13 protein-coding genes and 2 tRNA genes are annotated in these 16,182 nt (G+C 71.6%); 11 read left to right on the top strand and 4 right to left on the bottom strand.

The window, feature by feature from the left end:
* Nucleotides 1-8 precede the first annotated feature (8 nt).
* From IG05_RS0121890 to IG05_RS0121875, 4 genes are all read left to right on the top strand, one after another.
* Complete coding sequence (locus IG05_RS0121890) at nt 9-1,727, top strand: LCP family protein (protein WP_030345025.1); 1,719 nt, start codon at nt 9-11, stop codon at nt 1,725-1,727.
* A 126-nt stretch (nt 1,728-1,853) separates the two neighbouring features.
* Nucleotides 1,854-2,297: a ribosome silencing factor gene (gene rsfS, locus IG05_RS0121885; protein ID WP_030345023.1), complete on the top strand. Its 444-nt coding sequence runs from the start codon at nt 1,854-1,856 to the stop codon at nt 2,295-2,297.
* Nucleotides 2,297-2,965 carry a histidine phosphatase family protein gene (locus tag IG05_RS0121880; protein WP_030345021.1) on the top strand — a complete coding sequence of 223 codons (669 nt, stop codon included), beginning with the start codon at nt 2,297-2,299 and terminating at the stop codon, nt 2,963-2,965. The genes rsfS and IG05_RS0121880 overlap by 1 nt, the downstream gene beginning before the upstream one ends.
* A 93-nt stretch (nt 2,966-3,058) precedes the next feature.
* A tRNA-Ala gene (locus tag IG05_RS0121875) sits at nt 3,059-3,131 on the top strand.
* Nucleotides 3,132-3,207: 76 nt separating this feature from the next.
* Here the strand turns inward: IG05_RS0121875 and IG05_RS0121870 are convergent.
* Nucleotides 3,208-4,053, bottom strand: a complete 846-nt coding sequence (locus IG05_RS0121870) for a helix-turn-helix transcriptional regulator (RefSeq protein ID WP_078894382.1) — start codon at nt 4,051-4,053, stop codon at nt 3,208-3,210.
* 313 nt (nt 4,054-4,366) lie between these two features.
* On the opposite strand from IG05_RS0121870, the gene IG05_RS0121865 reads away from it, so the two are divergent.
* From IG05_RS0121865 to IG05_RS0121855, 3 genes are all read left to right on the top strand, one after another.
* Nucleotides 4,367-5,713 carry an MFS transporter gene (locus IG05_RS0121865; RefSeq protein ID WP_234335965.1) on the top strand — a complete coding sequence of 449 codons (1,347 nt, stop codon included), beginning with the start codon at nt 4,367-4,369 and terminating at the stop codon, nt 5,711-5,713.
* Between the two features lie 70 nt (nt 5,714-5,783).
* Nucleotides 5,784-5,957, top strand: coding sequence for a hypothetical protein (locus tag IG05_RS47020; protein ID WP_107051395.1), 174 nt, complete (start codon nt 5,784-5,786; stop codon nt 5,955-5,957).
* A 3-nt stretch (nt 5,958-5,960) separates the two neighbouring features.
* Nucleotides 5,961-6,194: a hypothetical protein gene (locus IG05_RS0121855; RefSeq protein ID WP_030345016.1), complete on the top strand. Its 234-nt coding sequence runs from the start codon at nt 5,961-5,963 to the stop codon at nt 6,192-6,194.
* Here the strand turns inward: IG05_RS0121855 and IG05_RS0121850 are convergent.
* Nucleotides 6,184-7,392, bottom strand: a complete 1,209-nt coding sequence (locus IG05_RS0121850) for a glycosyltransferase 87 family protein (RefSeq protein WP_420707614.1) — start codon at nt 7,390-7,392, stop codon at nt 6,184-6,186. The two genes, IG05_RS0121855 and IG05_RS0121850, sit on opposite strands and share 11 nt — an antisense overlap.
* A gap of 111 nt (nt 7,393-7,503) precedes the next feature.
* Here IG05_RS0121850 and IG05_RS0121845 point away from each other — a divergent pair.
* A tRNA-Ala gene (locus tag IG05_RS0121845) sits at nt 7,504-7,576 on the top strand.
* A gap of 140 nt (nt 7,577-7,716) precedes the next feature.
* Here the strand turns inward: IG05_RS0121845 and IG05_RS0121840 are convergent.
* Together IG05_RS0121840 and IG05_RS0121835 are read right to left on the bottom strand one after the other, a co-directional pair.
* Complete coding sequence (locus tag IG05_RS0121840) at nt 7,717-9,327, bottom strand: NADH-quinone oxidoreductase subunit NuoF family protein (RefSeq protein ID WP_030345013.1); 1,611 nt, start codon at nt 9,325-9,327, stop codon at nt 7,717-7,719.
* On the bottom strand, nt 9,324-10,604 hold the full coding sequence (locus tag IG05_RS0121835) for a cytochrome b/b6 domain-containing protein (RefSeq protein ID WP_199808360.1): 1,281 nt from the start codon (nt 10,602-10,604) through the stop codon (nt 9,324-9,326). Before IG05_RS0121835 ends, IG05_RS0121840 begins: the two co-directional genes overlap by 4 nt.
* 418 nt (nt 10,605-11,022) lie before the next feature.
* Between IG05_RS0121835 and leuS the strand changes: the two genes are divergently transcribed.
* The 3 genes from leuS (at nt 11,023) to IG05_RS0121820 (ending at nt 15,686) form a co-directional block, all read left to right on the top strand.
* Nucleotides 11,023-13,902, top strand: coding sequence for a leucine--tRNA ligase (gene leuS, locus IG05_RS0121830; protein ID WP_030345010.1), 2,880 nt, complete (start codon nt 11,023-11,025; stop codon nt 13,900-13,902).
* A 137-nt stretch (nt 13,903-14,039) separates the two neighbouring features.
* Entirely contained in the window at nt 14,040-14,771 is a 732-nt protein-coding gene (locus tag IG05_RS0121825) for a hypothetical protein (RefSeq protein ID WP_030345008.1), read from the top strand.
* A 69-nt stretch (nt 14,772-14,840) separates the two neighbouring features.
* Entirely contained in the window at nt 14,841-15,686 is an 846-nt protein-coding gene (locus IG05_RS0121820) for a DegV family protein (RefSeq protein WP_030345006.1), read from the top strand.
* Nucleotides 15,687-16,182: the final 496 nt, after the last annotated feature.

The raw sequence follows: 16,182 nt of genomic DNA, 5'->3' as shown, positions 1-16,182 counted from the left end.
GGGCACCGGTGAACGACCGATACGACGCGGGCGACGCAGGCTACGGCGCCGGCCCGTACGAAGTCGTCGGCTACGACGAGTACGGGCAGCCCGTGTACCGGCAGGTCCCGGCACAGCAGGCTCCACAGGCCCAGCACGTCGCCTACGACCCGTACACCCAGCAGCAGGGGTACGGGTACGACCCGTACGCCACCGGCCAGCAGCAGCCGGCCCCCTCCTACGGCTCCGGCCGGCAGCAGCCCGCCTACGACCCGTACGGCTCGCAGGCCCCGTACGACCCGTACGCCACCGGCACCCAGGAGGCCACGGGGTACGACCCCTACGGGCAGGCGGCGAGCAGCGGACAGCAGCCCCGGGTCGCCGGGCAGACCGCCTACATCCCGCAGCAGGCCGGCCCGCCCGAGGACCCGCGGACTTCCCAGGACACCGACCCGGAACCGGGCGAACCGGACTACCACACCGAGCAGTTCGCCTTCGTCGAGGAGCCGGACGGCGACTCCGAGGACGTCATCGACTGGCTGAAGTTCACCGAGAACCGCACCGAGCGCCGCGAGGAGGCCCGCCGCCGCGCCCGCAGCCGGATCGTCGCCCTCGTCGTCGTCCTCGCCCTCGTCGCGGTCGGCGGTGTCGGCTACCTCTGGTTCGCCGGAAAACTGCCCGGCCTGTCCTCCTCCGACGGCAAGGCCGGCACCGCCACCCCGGTGGCCGCCCAGAAGCGCAACGTGCTCGTCGTCCACCTGCACAACACCGCGAAGGGCGGCACCTCCACGGCGCTGCTGGTCGACAACACCACCACCAAGCAGGGCACCACGGTCCTGCTGCCCAACTCCCTCGCGCTGACCGACGACGACGGCTCCACCACGACCCTCGCCAAGTCGGTGGACGACGACGGCACCTCCGGCACCCGCGACCAGCTCGACACGGTGCTCGGCACCAGCATCCAGGGCACCTGGCGCCTCGACACCCCCTACCTGCAGAACCTCGTCGAACTCGTCGGCAACATCGAGATCGACACCGACACGGACGTGCCCGACCCGGACGCCAAGAAGAAGGGCGCCTCGCCGCTCGTCCACCAGGGCCGGGACCAGACCCTCAGCGGCAAGATGGCCGTCGCCTACGCCACCTACCGCGCCGCCGGCGAATCCCAGAACGCCCAGCTGGAGCGGTTCGGCCAGGTCATGCAGGGCGTACTGCGCAAACTGTCCTCCGACCCGTCGTCCGCCACCACCACCGTGCAGACCCTGGCGCAGATCCTCGACCCGCCGCTCACCGACAAGGACCTCGGCGCCTTCCTCGCCAAGCTCGCCGACCTCGCCAAGAGCGGCGACTACAAGACCGCCCTGCTGCCCGTGCAGGCCGACGGCACGCTCAGCGCGCAGACCAGCGGCAGTGTGGTGAAGGACATCCTCGGCGGCACCGCCAAGAGCCCAGCGGCCGGCTCCGCGGTACGGGTCTCCGTGCAGAACGCCACCGGGGTGAAGGACGACACCGAGAAGGCCCGCGTCGTGCTCCTCAACGGCGGCTTCACCTTCCTGGAGGGCGGCAGCGCCGCCGGCACCGAGGCCACCTCCAAGGTGCTCTACGCGGACCCCGCCGACAAGGCGGACGCCGCCGAGGTCGCCAAGACCCTCGGCCTGCCCGCCGGCTCCGTGACCAAGGGCGGCGTGTCCTCCGGAGCCGACGTCTCGGTGGTCCTCGGCCGCGACTACCAACCGTCCTCCTCCTGACCCCGGGCCGCCTCCTTGGGGGAGCGCGGCCGGGGGCACCCCACGTGCCCGCCGTAATCACGTGGGGTGCCCGGGGCGGTCCGTGAGACCCTTGAGGTCAAAAGACCGCCGACGGAAAGCCAAGTAGTGACCGCCACCGACCGTTCCCTTGAGCTCATCAGCACCGCCGCCCAGGCTGCGGCCGACAAGCTCGCCCACGACGTCATCGCCTACGACGTGAGCGACGTACTGTCGATCACGGACGCCTTCCTGCTGGCCTCCGCGCCGAACGACCGCCAGGTCAAGGCCATCGTCGACGAGATCGAGGAGCGCCTGCAGAAGGAGCTCGGCGCCAAGCCGGTCCGCCGCGAGGGCGACCGCGAGTCCCGCTGGATCCTGCTCGACTACGTCGACATCGTCGTGCACGTCCAGCACAGTGAGGAGCGGGTCTTCTACGCCCTGGAGCGGCTGTGGAAGGACTGCCCCGAGCTGGAGCTGCCCGCCGACGCCAAGGCCACCCGCGGCAAGGCCGAGGAGCACGCCAAGGCACAGGCCGCCGAGGCCGATCAGGAGCCGGACGGGGAGTGGTGATGAGCTCCACCGGCGAGGTGACCGACCGCAAGGGCCGGGGCCGCCGCATCATCCTCTGGCGGCACGGCCAGACCTCGTGGAACCTGGAGCGCCGCTTCCAGGGCACCACGGACGTCGAGCTGACCGCGACGGGCCTGGATCAGGCCCGTCGCGCCGCGCGGCTGCTCGCCTCCCTGCGGCCGGACGCGATCATCTCCTCGGACCTGCAGCGGGCCGCGGACACGGCTGCCGAGCTGGCCGCCCTCACCGGTCTCGACGTCGCCCGCGACGAGGGCCTGCGGGAGACCTACGCGGGCGTCTGGCAGGGGCTGACGCACGAGGAGATCATCGCCCGCTTCGGCGAGGAGTACGCCGCCTGGAAGCGCGGCGAGGCGGTCCGTCGCGGCGGCGGCGAACTGGAGACCGAGGTCGCCGACCGGGCCGCCCCCGTCGTGCTGCGGCACGTCGAGAAGCTGCCCGAGGACGGCACCCTCGTCGTCGTCAGCCACGGCGGCACCATCCGCACCACCATCGGCCGCCTCCTCGGCCTGGAGGCCCAGCACTGGGAGAGCCTCGGCGGCCTCTCCAACTGCTGCTGGTCCGTGCTCGGCGAGGGCGCCCGCGGCTGGCGCCTGCTGGAGCACAACGCGGGCACCCTCCCGGAGCCCGTCCTCGGGGACGACGACTGACCGTGTCGCGGCCCCCCGACCCCGGATTTCACTTTCCGGCAGGTCACAGGCTAAAGTTCTTCTTGTTCGCCCCGCCGAGCGGGAAGAACGCAAGGGGCTATAGCTCAGTTGGTAGAGCGCCTGCATGGCATGCAGGAGGTCAGGAGTTCAATTCTCCTTAGCTCCACTGATCGACACTCTGTTGAGTTGTCAAAGATCGGTGATGAGGATCCCGTCCCCGCAGGGGGCGGGATCCTCTGCGTTCACACCAACTCTCTGCGCTCCCGCAGCAGCGCGATCTTCGCCCGCGCGTCCTCGTCCTCCGGGCTGTAGACCACGATCCGGCACTCGGGCATCCCGTCGATGGACAGCGACTGCGAGGTCATCCGCATCTCGCCCACCGCCGAGTGCCGGAACGTCTTCACCCGCGGCCCCGGCGGCGCCACCTCACCGCTCGCCCACAGCTCCGCGAACCAGGGACTCGCCGCGGACAGCCCGCGTATGTACTCCTCCCAGGCCGGCTCGCCCACGTGTCTGCCGTAGGACGACCGCAGGGTCGCCACCATCAGCGGCAGCTCCGTCTCCCGGTGCACCAGCGGGCAGGTCCCCTCCGGCAGCGTGCAGAGCGTCCACAGCACGTTCGGCAGCCCGATCCCGAGGGTCTCGGGCACCAGGAACAGGTCGCGGTAGCCGGCGTTGGTGGCCAGGATGTCGTACCGCGAGTTGTAGACCACCGCCAGCATCGGGTCGAGGGCGTCGATGATGCCCTGCACCTCGGGGCTGACCTGGCGGATCAGGCCCTCGCGAGCCGGCTGGAACGGCACCTCCGCCAGCCGGTACAGATGCTCCCGCTCGGGCGGGTCCAGCCGCAGCGTGCGCGCGACCGCGTCCAGCACCTGCGGCGAGGCATTGATCGGCCGGCCCTGCTCCAGCCACGTGTACCAGGTCACGCCCACCCCCGAGAGCTGCGCCACCTCCTCACGGCGCAGCCCGGGCGTGCGCCGCCGGAAGCCCGGCGGCATCCCCACGTCGGCCGGTGTGACCCGCGCCCGCCTCGTCCGCAGGAAGGCGGCCAGCTCCGGCCTGCGTCGCTGTGTCCTCGTCCCCATCCGTCATGCCCCCGTCGTCCCCGTACTCATCGTCGGCACCTGGTGCGGCCCCTGCCAGGTGCTGGCAGTACCAGCATCGGCGGGCACTCGGCACCGGTACCGGCCCGTCGTCACGCTCGATGTCATGACGACGACATCCCGGACCGGTCCGGGCACCGAGCCCGTTCCGAACCCTGCGATCAGTGAACCATCCGCCACTGACAGTGACGTCCCGGCCTTCGACCGGGCCGGACCATCCGTCACGGAAAGTGAAGCATCCGCCACTGACAACCGGCCCCGGCTACTGCTCGGTGTGCTGCTCGCCGCCCTGTTCATGGCGGCGCTCGACGTCTTCATCGTGAACGTCGCGGCACCCACGATCGGTTCCGACCTGCACGCCTCGGGCGCCGACCTGCAACTGGTGATCGCCGGCTACACCATCACCTACTCCGTGCTGCTGATCACCGGTGCCCGGCTCGGCGACCGGCTCGGCCACGGGCGGGTCCACCTGGCCGGACTGGCCCTGTTCACGGCGGCCTCGCTCGCCTGCGGGCTGGCGCAGGGTTCGACCGAACTGATCGTGTTCCGGCTGGTGCAGGGCGCGGGCTCGGCGCTGATGATCCCGCAGGTGCTCAGCCTCATCCAGCGCACCTTCACCGGGGAGGCCCGGGTGCGGGCGCTGGGCGCCTACTCGGCGGTCCTGGCCGTCGGCGCGGCGGCCGGACAGGTGGCCGGCGGGGTGCTGGTCAGCGCCGACCTGTTCGGCACCGGCTGGCGGCCGGTCTTCCTGGTCAACGTGCCGGTCGGCGCCCTGCTCCTCGTGCTGGGCCGGCGGGTCCTGCCGCTGGGCGGTGCGGGCGGCCGGGAGCGGGCCCGGGCGCTCGACCTGCCCGGACTGGTACTGCTCGGCGCCGCCGTGTCGCTGCTGACCGTGCCGCTGGTGCTGGGCCAGGAAGAGGACTGGCCGCTGTGGTCCTGGCTGTCGCTGGCCGCGTCCGCGGTGCTGTTCGCCCTGTTCTGCGGCTACGAGTCCCGGCTGGCCCGGCGCGGCGGCGCCCCGCTCCTCACACCCCGTGTGGTGGGGCAGCCCGGTATCGGCCGGGCCGTCTTCCGGATCCTCGCCGTGATGTCGGTCAACGCCGGCTTCCTCTTCGCGCTGACCCTGCACGTCCAGGGCGGCCTCGGCTACAGCGCCCTGCGGGCCGGACTGAGCTTCGCGCCGACCGCGGCCGTCTTCGGTGCCGTCAGCCTCACCTGGCGCAGGTGGCCCGCCGCCTGGCAGCGGGCCCTCGCACCGGCCGGGTTCGCGCTCACCGCGGTGTCCGTCGCCGTCGTCGGGCTGGCCTTCCACGGCGGCGGCGACGGGGGAGCGGTTCTGTACGGGGGGTACGCGGGCACGGGTGCCGGGCTGGCACTGGCCTTCAGCCCGACGCTCACCGGCGCGCTGGCGACCGTACGGCCCGAGGACGCGGCGGACGCCAGCGGACTGCTGGCGACGGTCGCCCAACTCGGTCAGCTGATCGGCGTGGCCGCCTTCGGCACACTGTTCCTGAACCGGCTTGAGTCGTTCGGCGCCCCGCACGCGTATACCTCCGCGGAGGCATTCTGGGTAAGCGCCTGGGTGTTGGCCGGAACGGCTGCGATGGGGGCTGTGTCCGGACTGGTACTGAGGCGTCGCTGACCGTATTGGTCCGGCCGTGGCAGAATCAAACGGCCGGAAGGGGGCGCGGCCCGACGGGAGGGAGTAAGCGATGCCTGCGAGCATCCGCGAGGAGGTCGGCCACCTCCTCGGTGCGGCGTTGATCCGGGATACGACCACCCGGCTCAGCTGCCCTTCCTGCGGTTCCGCGCACGTGGCGCAGGTCCTCGGCGACAACGGCGGAATCTCCTACGTGTGCACGGCCTGCGGCCACAGCTGGAGCTGATCGATGGGTGCACACAGGCGAAAGTGCGACTGGTGCGGGAGCGGTACACCGATCGTCCGCGACATGGAGCCGATCAATCCCGAGTACCAGTACTGGTGCGAGGAGTGCGCGCGGGCGCTGATCATAAAAGGCGACCCGATCGAGACGTACCGGGAGCTGGAGGGCGAGCCGATCTACGGCCGCCTCCTGGAGGAGCACTGCACGCTCAAGAGGTTCTACCAGTTCGTCACGGCCTGACGCGGACCTCGCCGTCGGTCCTCGGCAACGATGTCCGGGCCAGCACGAGGAAGAGCCCACCGGTCGCGCCGTAGACGGCCGAGAGTGCCAATGCCGCTCCGTTCAGGTGCAGTTCGGGCCGGTCGGGGCCGTGCGGCACCCACCACGGGGCGTACGAGCAGAAGACCAGCAGGGTGCCCAGGGCCGCCGTCCGGTGCCCGCGCGTCCACAGCAGCAGTACCAGTGGCACGCACCACACCCAGTGGTGGGTCCACGACACCGGGCTGATCAGCAGGGCGGTGACCGCGCACGCGCACACCGCCCAGGCCCGCCGCCCCCGCAACTCCGCCCGCACGGCCACGACGAGCCCCAGAGCGGCCACCACGGCCGCACAGGCCGCCCAGAGGGCTCCCGGGTGGGGCGTGTGCAGCAAACGGGCCAGAACGCCGCGCAGGGCCTGGTTGGCGGTCTCCTCGGTGTATCCGGCCCGGTCCGCGCGGAACACCATGTCCGTCCAGAAGCGCCACGAGTCGTACGGCAGCACGGCCGCCGCCAGCAGCGTCGCCCCGGCGAACGCGGCGGCCGCCCCGCGCGCGTGGCGCAGCCACGGCTCTGCGTGCCCGCCTCCCAGGCGGGCCGTGAGACCCGTGACGAGCAGGAACACCGGGAACACCGCGGGCGTCAGCTTGACCGCCGCGGCCAGCCCGAGGCCGGCCCCCGTCCAGCGGTCGTACCCGCCGGCGGGGCGGCGGGTCAGGTCCCACAGCACCAGGACGGCCAGCAGCAGGTTGATCTGGCCGTAGCGCAGGGTCGTCCACACCGGCTCGCACCACACGGCCGCCGCCGCGACCCACCAGGCGGTCGCCCCGCGCGCGTGGCCGACGAGTTTCAGCGACAACCGTACGAACACCACCAGCAGCGTCAGGTTCCCGGCCGTCGCCAGCGCGCGCAGCAGTGCCGTGTCCAGCAGGGGCAGCGGGGTGAACAGCAGGGCGGCGAACGGCGGGTAGGTGGTGGGCAGCTGCGCGGCTGTCGCGCGCAGCGCGTACAGGTCGCCGCCGGCGCGCACGGCGGCGCCCTCGGCCCGGTAGACCAGCAGGTCGACCATCGACACGCGCGCGGCCTGCTGAGCGGCCCAGAACGCCGTGAACGACAGCAGGCAGACCCCCAGGGCGACCGGCATCCGGCGGTGGGCGGAGGGGAACGCGATCATGGGCACGAAAGCCGACATTAGCGTCCCAATCGGGACAGGGGGGAAACCGATTTGGTGCTGCCCTGGAGGCCCTGTAATGTTTACGTCGTCGCCGGGGGAACCCCGGGGAGACAACAAGGGGCTATAGCTCAGTTGGTAGAGCGCCTGCATGGCATGCAGGAGGTCAGGAGTTCAATTCTCCTTAGCTCCACAGAAATCGAAGGCGGACCATCCCACGGATGGTCCGCCTTCGGCGTGTTGCGGAACGGGGGACAACTCGGAAACGCAGGGCATGCGCGCGCGAGCGAACGGCGGGCCACCCGAACCGGGTGACCCGCCGTTGCCGTGCGTTCAGCGCCCCAGTGCCCGCCGGCCGCGGCCCTGGGAGAGGACCGGCAGATTGCGCGACGGCGCCTGCCCGCGCGTGTCCTCCTCAAGGCGCAGGGCGAGCGCGGGGCAGCGGCGCACCGCGCGCAGCGCCTTCGCCTCCGCGTACCGCGGGACCTGCGCCTGGGCGACGGTCGGGAAGCCGTCGGCGCCGAGCTCGAACACCTCCGGCAGGATGTCGGCGCACAGCCCGTGACCCCGGCACAGCGTCCAGTCGACGTAGATCTTCTGGCGGCTGCCGCCGCTCTCCTCGGGCCCTGCGCCGCCCGGGACGCCCGCGGGGGCCCTGCCCCCCTCGAAGAGCGGCAGAACGCCCTCCACGGGCCGTCCGCAGCCGTTTCCGAGGACGTGCGCGGCCAGGTCGTCGGTGAACGCCTTGATGGTCGACTCCAGGAACATCGCCGAGCCGTCCGGGTGCGAACAAGCCCCGCGCCGCTTCACGTTCTTCGCGACCTGCTTCAGCGCCTCCAGGGCGGCCGGTCCGCCGCCGTTGAGGATGTCCTCCAGGCCGCGCGCGGCGGCCGGCAGGCCGAGATAGCAGGGCCCGCACTGGCCGGCGCTCTCCTCGGCCAGCCACTGCGCGACCCGCAGCGACTCCCCCAGCGGGCACGTCTCCTGGCTGATCGGCAGGATCGCACCCGCGCCCAGGGAACCGCCCACCGCGTCGAGCGAGTTGCGGGAGACGATCGCCTCGTTGACGGTCGCCGCGTCGATCCACTTCCCGTGGTAGCCGCCGGTCAGCACGCCCTGCGGCACCGGCGGGGCGCCCGCCAGCTGCAGCACGTAGCGCAGCGGCACGCCCGTGGGGACCTCGATCACCATCGGGCGGGCGACCGCACCGGACACGGTGAGCATCACGGTGCCCGGTTCGTCGTACAGGCCGGTGTTGCCGTAGCGCTCCGGGCCGATGCGGGCGGCGATGGCCAGCTGCGCGAACGTCTCCGCGTTCGACAGCAGCGTGGGCGCGCCGCCGACACCGCTCTGCGAGGCGCTGATCTTGCGGCCGGGCGGGATGGCCGGGCCGCCGTCGACGGAGCGGATCAGCGAGGCGGCGGCGCCGGTGACCATGCGCACCGGATTGCGCTGCACCCACGCGCGCAGTGCCGATCTACGGCTGTTGCTCAGACCCCGCTCGGCGAGCGCGGCCTCCATGGAGCGCTGGGTGGACTCCCGGGTGACGCCGATGACGAGGGTGCGCGCGCCGAGCGCCTCGGCACACAGCAGGGCGCCGTCAAGGATGAGGTGCGGGGCACGGTTGATCAGCACCGTGTCCTTGCGGCAGGCGGGTTCGTCCTCGCTGCCGTTGACCACGACGACCGGCCGCACCCCGCGCTTGATCGCCGACTCGGCGACCGAGCGCAGCTTCTTGTGGAAGGGGAAGCCGGCGCCGCCGCGGCCCTTGAGGTTGATGCGTTCGGCGAGCTGGGCGAGCTGTTCGCCGCCCAGCGGGTCGAGCGGCCCGTGCACCTTCAGGTGCATGGGCAGATCGAGCCGCTCCACAAGGTCGAAGCCCGACGTGAGCTGGGGAAGTCCGACCACGCGGACTTCGGGGACGTCGGGCAGGGCCTCGTTCACTTAAAGCCTCCGGAAGGCGTGTTCCAAGGTTCGCCCGAACCCGGTGCCTCGTAGGACGAGCCGGGCAGTGTTTCGGTGGCGGGACCGCCGTTGAACGTGTCAGTCGGGTTGTACGTGCCGTAGAAGCCGTTTGTCTCACCGGTGTCGTACACGTCACTTCCGCCGTATGCGGCAGCGCCCGGATTGCCATAGACCGGGATGGTGTATCCGGTGTCCTGGAGCGGGTCGTAGGCGGACGGCGGGGCCTCGCCGACCGGCGGCGGGGACGGGATCGGCCAGCTGCCCGAGGTGCTGGAGGGGCCGTCCACGCGCGGGATGGCCTCGGTGGCCCGGAGATCCATCGGCAGGTCCATGCGGGCGGTCTGGTCGGCCGTGAAGGGCTGCTGCGGTCGGCCGGGCGTGGAGACCGCGCGGTAGGCCGCCGCGAAGCCGTTGGCGGGCTCGCCGGCCGGGGCGGCCGGGGTCTGGTAGAGCGGGGTGGTCCCCGTGTCCGCCGCGGCCTGCCGCGGCTCCCGCCGGCTCTCGAAGCCGGGACGCCCCGATTCGGCCACCCGGGAGCGGCTCGCGGCCAGGTCGTCCAGCCCGGGCCGCTCCGAGCTGCCGAACAGGGCCACCAGGCGGTCGGCGACCCTGCGCTTGACCGGGCGCGGCGCGGCGCGCAGCGCGAGGGCGCCCATCACGCCGAGCAGGGACAGGCTGTAGAGGATCACGAAGATCGGCTTGGCCGCGCGACCCGCGTAGAGTCCGTGCAGCAGTGCGGCACACCAGGCCGGGTAGGCCAGCATGTGCATGGCCCGCCAGCGGGCTGCGACCGGGGCCGGGGTGGCGAAATTGCTGCGCAGGGCGCCGGTGATGCCGACGAAGATCATCAGCAGGCCCGCGAGCGAGCCCAGCCCGATCAGGCCGCCGATTCCGGAGACGCCGAGCGAGAACGGGATGATCGCGGCGATCAGCTCCGTGTGACCGAGCGCGATCTTGGTGGTGATGTGCAGCAACAGGAACGCGATCGAGGCGACCGCGGTCGTCCGGTGCACCGCCTGGCCGATGATCCGCTGCCGCGTGTTCAGGAAGATCCGGTCCTGCGCGAACAGGCCCCAGATCACCGAGCAGCTGAGCGAGACGAGGGACAGCACGCCCGCGCCGAAGTTCAGGAAGTCGCGGAACTGGCTGCCTCCGACCAGCACGACCACGGGTATGAGCAGCAGGATGACAGCGGACGCCACCCCGTAGGCCGAGCGGCCGGGCTTGGGGAGCGAGCTGGTACGACGAGGGTTCATGGGGGCAACTCCGAGCAGTTTCGGGAAAGCGGTCCCGCTGCCGCACTCTAAGTGGAGCCATACCGATCAGTACGGGGTTTGAGTTATTGCGTTGTTATCAACGGACAATGCGACGGGGGGCGGTGTCCCATAGGGGACGGTACGCGAAGTAATTGCTGACCTTCGTTCAGTTCCGGGCGGGCTTCGTGACATGTCCATCAGGGATACGGAAGCGCGTCGCCGCTTGCTCAAGGGCTGCGGTACCCTAGCGCCATGCGTGCCGTACGCCTTCTGCTTAGCGGGCCGCGCTGATCAGTACCGACCCCGGTCCAGCCGTGAGGTCGGCACCGGCGCGGCGTCCCCTCCTGTGCGAGGGGTTTTTTCGTTTCTTGGGATACCGCAGCCGCAGGCAGAGACGATCGATGGAGCTTTGAGGATCATGAGCGAGACGAACCCTGCTGCCGCCGCCACGTCGGCGGAGGCCGCCCCGCACCGCTACACGGCCGCCATGGCAGCCGAGATCGAGGCACGCTGGCAGGACTTCTGGGACGCCGACGGCACCTACGCGGCGCCGAACCCCAAGGGCGACCTGGCGGGCGACCCCGAGCTGGTCGCCCGGCCCAAGAAGTTCATCATGGACATGTTCCCGTATCCCTCGGGTGCGGGCCTGCACGTCGGCCACCCGCTGGGTTACATCGCCACCGACGTCTACGCCCGGTTCCAGCGGATGACCGGCCACAACGTCCTGCACACCCTGGGCTTCGACGCCTTCGGCCTGCCCGCCGAGCAGTACGCGGTGCAGACCGGCACGCACCCGCGCGTGTCCACCGAGGCCAACATCGAGAACATGAAGGCCCAGCTGCGCCGGCTGGGCCTGGGCCACGACAAGCGCCGGTCGTTCGCCACGATCGACCCGGAGTACTACAAGTGGACCCAGTGGATCTTCCTGCAGATCTTCAACTCCTGGTACGACACGGAGGCGCGCAAGGCCCGCCCGATCTCCGAGCTGATCGCCCAGTTCGAGTCCGGTGAGCGCGCGATCGCGGGCTCCACGCGCGCGTGGAACGAGCTGACCGCCGCCGAGCGCGCCGAGGTCCTGGGCGAGTACCGCCTGGCCTACGCCTCCGACGCGCCCGTCAACTGGTGCCCGGGCCTGGGCACCGTGCTGGCCAACGAGGAGGTCACCGCCGACGGCCGGTCCGAGCGCGGGAACTACCCGGTCTTCAAGGCCAAGCTGCGCCAGTGGAACATGCGCATCACCGCCTACGCCGACCGGCTGCTGGAGGACCTGGAGGAGCTGGACTGGCCCGAGGCCATCAAGCTGCAGCAGCGCAACTGGATCGGCCGCAGCGAGGGCGCCCGCGTCGACTTCCCGATCGACGGCGACCGCATCACGATCTTCACCACCCGCCCCGACACCCTGTTCGGCGCGACCTACATGGTGCTGGCGCCGGAGCACCCGCTGGTCGACAAGTTCACCCCCGAGGCGTGGCCCGAGGGCACGCACCAGGTGTGGACCGGCGGCCACGCCACCCCGGCCGACGCCGTCGCCGCCTACCGCGCGCAGGCCGCCTCGAAGTCCGACGTCGAGCGGCAGGCCGAGGCCAAGGACAAGACCGGCGTCTTCACCGGCGCCTTCGCGACCAACCCGGTCAACGGCGAGCAGGTCCCGGTCTTCATCGCCGACTACGTCCTGATGGGGTACGGCACCGGCGCGATCATGGCCGTCCCGGGGCACGACTCCCGTGACTTCGCCTTCGCGCGCGCCTTCGAGCTGCCGATCCGCTGCGTGGTCGAGCCGACCGACGGCCGCGGCACCGACCCGGCCGCCTGGGACGACGCCTTCGTCTCCTACGACGCGAAGATCGTCAACTCCGACAGCGACGACGTGAAGCTGAACGGCCTGGGCGTGACCGACGCCAAGGCGCGCATCACCGAGTGGCTGGCGCAGGAGGGCATCGGCGAGGGCACCGTCAACTTCCGGCTGCGCGACTGGCTGTTCAGCCGCCAGCGCTACTGGGGCGAGCCCTTCCCGATCGTCTACGACGAGGACGGCGTCGCCCACGCGCTGCCCGAGTCGATGCTGCCGCTGGAGCTGCCCGAGGTCGAGGACTACAGCCCGCGCACCTTCGACCCGGACGACGCCGACACCCAGCCCGAGACGCCGCTGTCGCGCAACGAGGAATGGGTCAACGTCACCCTGGACCTGGGCGACGGCCCCAAGAAGTACCGCCGCGAGACCAACACCATGCCCAACTGGGCCGGTTCCTGCTGGTACGAGTTCCGGTACCTGGACCCGCACAACGACCGGAAGCTGGTCGACCCGGAGATCGAGCAGTACTGGATGGGCCCGCGCGAGGGCCTGCCCCACGGCGGTGTCGACCTGTACGTCGGCGGAGCCGAGCACGCCGTACTGCACCTGCTGTACGCGCGCTTCTGGTCCAAGGTCCTGTACGACCTGGGACACGTCTCCTCCGCGGAGCCGTTCCACAAGCTGTTCAACCAGGGCATGATCCAGGCCTACGTCTACCGTGACAGCCGCGGCATCGCGGTGCCGGCCGCCGAGGTGGAGGAGCGCGACGGCGCCTACTACTACCAGGGCGAGCAGGTCTCCCGCCTGCTGGGCAAGATGGGCAAGTCCCTGAAGAACGCGGTCACTCCGGACGAGATCGCCGCCGAGTACGGCGCCGACACGCTGCGCCTGTACGAGATGGCCATGGGCCCGCTGGACGTCTCCCGCCCGTGGGACACGCGCGCGGTGGTCGGCCAGTTCCGGCTGCTGCAGCGGCTGTGGCGCAACATCGTCGACGAGGCCACCGGCGAGGTCACCGTCACCGACGCCGAGCCCGACGAGGAGACCCTGCGCGCCCTGCACAAGGCCGTCGACGGCGTGCGCCAGGACCTGGAGGGCCTGCGCTTCAACACCGCCATCGCCAAGGTCACCGAGCTGAACAACCACCTGACCAAGGCCGGCGGTCCGGTGCCGCGGTCCGTGGCCGAGCCGCTGGTGCTGATGGTCGCCCCGCTGGCCCCGCACATCGCCGAGGAGCTGTGGCGCAAGCTGGGCCACACCGATTCGGTCGTCCACCGGGACTTCCCGGTCGCCGACCCGGCCTACGTCGTGGACGAGACCGTCACCTGCGTCGTGCAGGTCAAGGGCAAGGTCAAGGCCCGGCTGGAGGTGCCGCCGGCCATCTCCGAGGAGGAGCTGGAGAAGGTCGCGCTGGCCGACGAGAAGGTCGTCGCGGCGCTGGGCGGCGCGGGCATCCGCAAGGTGATCGTGCGGGCGCCGAAGCTGGTCAACATCGTTCCCGCGTAACGAACGGGTGCTTTCCGCCGCCTCGGGGTAGTCCCCTACGGGCAGGTTCGGGGTTCTTCCGGAACTCCGGGCCTGCCCGCAGCGTTTACCGTGGAGAGCACAGCGGCTCGTGCCGCACCAGCCGGAGGAGGAGCGTCATGGACGTAGTGTTGGCCGTGTTCGCCCTGCTCTTCCTGCTCTTCGTGGGCCTCGGCGCGTACGCCACGGTCAAGGCCGTCGGCGCCGCCAAGCGTGGCGTGGACCGGACCATCGCGCAGGCCCGCCGCACGGTCGAGGACCACACCCTGCGCGCCAAGTCCTTCGCCCAGATCGGGCCCGCCGGCGAGATCGCCCAGCTCCGGCTCGCCCTGCGCACCTCCATGCGTGCCACGCAGGACGCGCTGCACGCGGGCGCGGCCGAGGACGAGTCGCTGAAGGAGTCCCTCGGCCTCTTCGAGCGGCTGAGCGCGCACGGACACGAGCTGGACGCCGACCTCAAGCGCCTGGAGTCCGAGCCGGACCGGGCCACACTCGCCGAACGCCTGCCCGAACTGCGCACCCGCACCGAGCGGATCACATCGTCCGCGGACTCCCTGCGCTGGGCCGTCCACGACCGGGCCCGCCGCTTCGCCGACGACGATCTGGGCACCCTCAGCGCCCAGATCGACATCGAGGCGGGCGCCCTGCGCCACTGGACGCGGACCGAGCCCGGCCAGGCGCCCCCGCAGTGGCCCGACGCTCCCGCCCCGGCCGACCACCCGGCCACCGGGCAGACCCGGCCCGCGTCCGGGTCCCGCGCCGCGCAGTCCGCTCCCGACGCGATCGCTCCGCCGTCCTGGCGCCCCACGGCCCCGTGGCAGAAGAAGCCCCGCCCAGAGAGCACCACATGACCGGGCCGTTCCGCGAGAGCGCAGGGGCCGGGCTGCCACGCGTGCACTACGCCAGGTAACCTCCAGCTCATGTCCCGCCATGTCGCGATCGTCACCGATTCAACGGCCTACCTGCCGCCCCGGACGATGGAACGCCATGGCATCACCGCCGTCCCGCTGACCGTGGTCCTCGGTGATCAAGCCCTGGAAGAGGGCACCGAGATCTCCACCCGCTCGCTGGCCCAGGCGCTGCAGAAGCGGCGCTCCGTGACCACCTCCCGCCCCAGCCCGCAGGTGTTCGCCGAGACCTACCGCAGGGTCGCCGAGTCCGGCGCGAGCGGCATCGTCTCCCTGCACCTGTCCGCCGAGCTGTCCGGCACCTACGACGCCGCGGTCCTCGCGGCGCGCGAGGCACCGGTGCCCGTACGGGTCGTGGACACCGGGATGGTCGCGATGGCGCTCGGCTTCTGCGCACTCGCAGCGGCCGAGACCGCGGAGGCGGGCGGCACGATGGACGAGGCCGTCACGGCCGCCGAGAAACGGGCGGCGGGCACGTCCGCCTACTTCTACGTCGACACCCTCGACTATCTGCGCCGCGGGGGCCGCATCGGCGCCGCGCAGGCGCTGCTGGGTTCCGCGCTCGCCGTCAAGCCGCTGCTCCAGCTGGAGGGCGGCCGGATCGAGCTGCTCGAAAAGGTCCGTACGGCATCCAAGGCGATCGCGCGCCTGGAGGAACTGGCCGCCGAGCGGGCGAGCAGCGCCGAAGTGGACATCGCCGTCCACCACCTCGCCGCTCCCGACCGCGCCAGCGCCCTCGCCGACCGGCTGCGGGTACGCGTCCGGGGCCTGGCCGACCTGCATGTCAGCGAGGTCGGAGCGGTCATCGGGGCACACACCGGGCCCGGGCTGCTGGGCGCGGTCGTCTCACCTCGCTGACACCGGTAACCCCCAGGGCGGCCGCGCCACTTGGCTCAGGAGGCCGACCGGTTTCACTCGTCCGGGTGGTGGAGTTTTCCACAGCCGGGCGGTCGTCCACGGAAATCCACCAAGATCATCGCGGTGCGGCGAAAAGCTCCATCCTCGTCGCATGGCACTTCGATCTCGCTCCCGCAGGGCAACTCCGACCAGCGGCCCCGGCCGTGGCGCCGCCTCCGACGGCCGCCTCCGCCACCGCCGCAACGCCGTCCCCTCTCGCCGCGCCCGCGACCGCCCGCCCGCACCGGCCGAGGAACTGCGCCGCCGCGCGGAACTCCTCTTCGGCGAACAAGCCGTGCAGTGGCGCGAGTCGGGGAACGCACCGCCGGACCCGGGGAGGCCGGCAAGTGCACCGACGGCAACGGTGACGGGTCAGGCACCGGGCCTGGCCACGGGGAGGACGGAGGCCACGGTGCGGCCGGGCGCGACCCCGAGTGGGACAGCGACCGCGAGTCGG

Origin of the sequence: Streptomyces sp. NRRL S-1022, from assembly GCF_000720135.1 — a bacterium.
Taxonomy (GTDB): Bacteria; Actinomycetota; Actinomycetes; order Streptomycetales; family Streptomycetaceae; genus Streptomyces.
The sequence above is the reverse complement of the archived record's forward strand: the minus strand, read 5'-3'. Positions and strand labels throughout refer to the sequence as shown.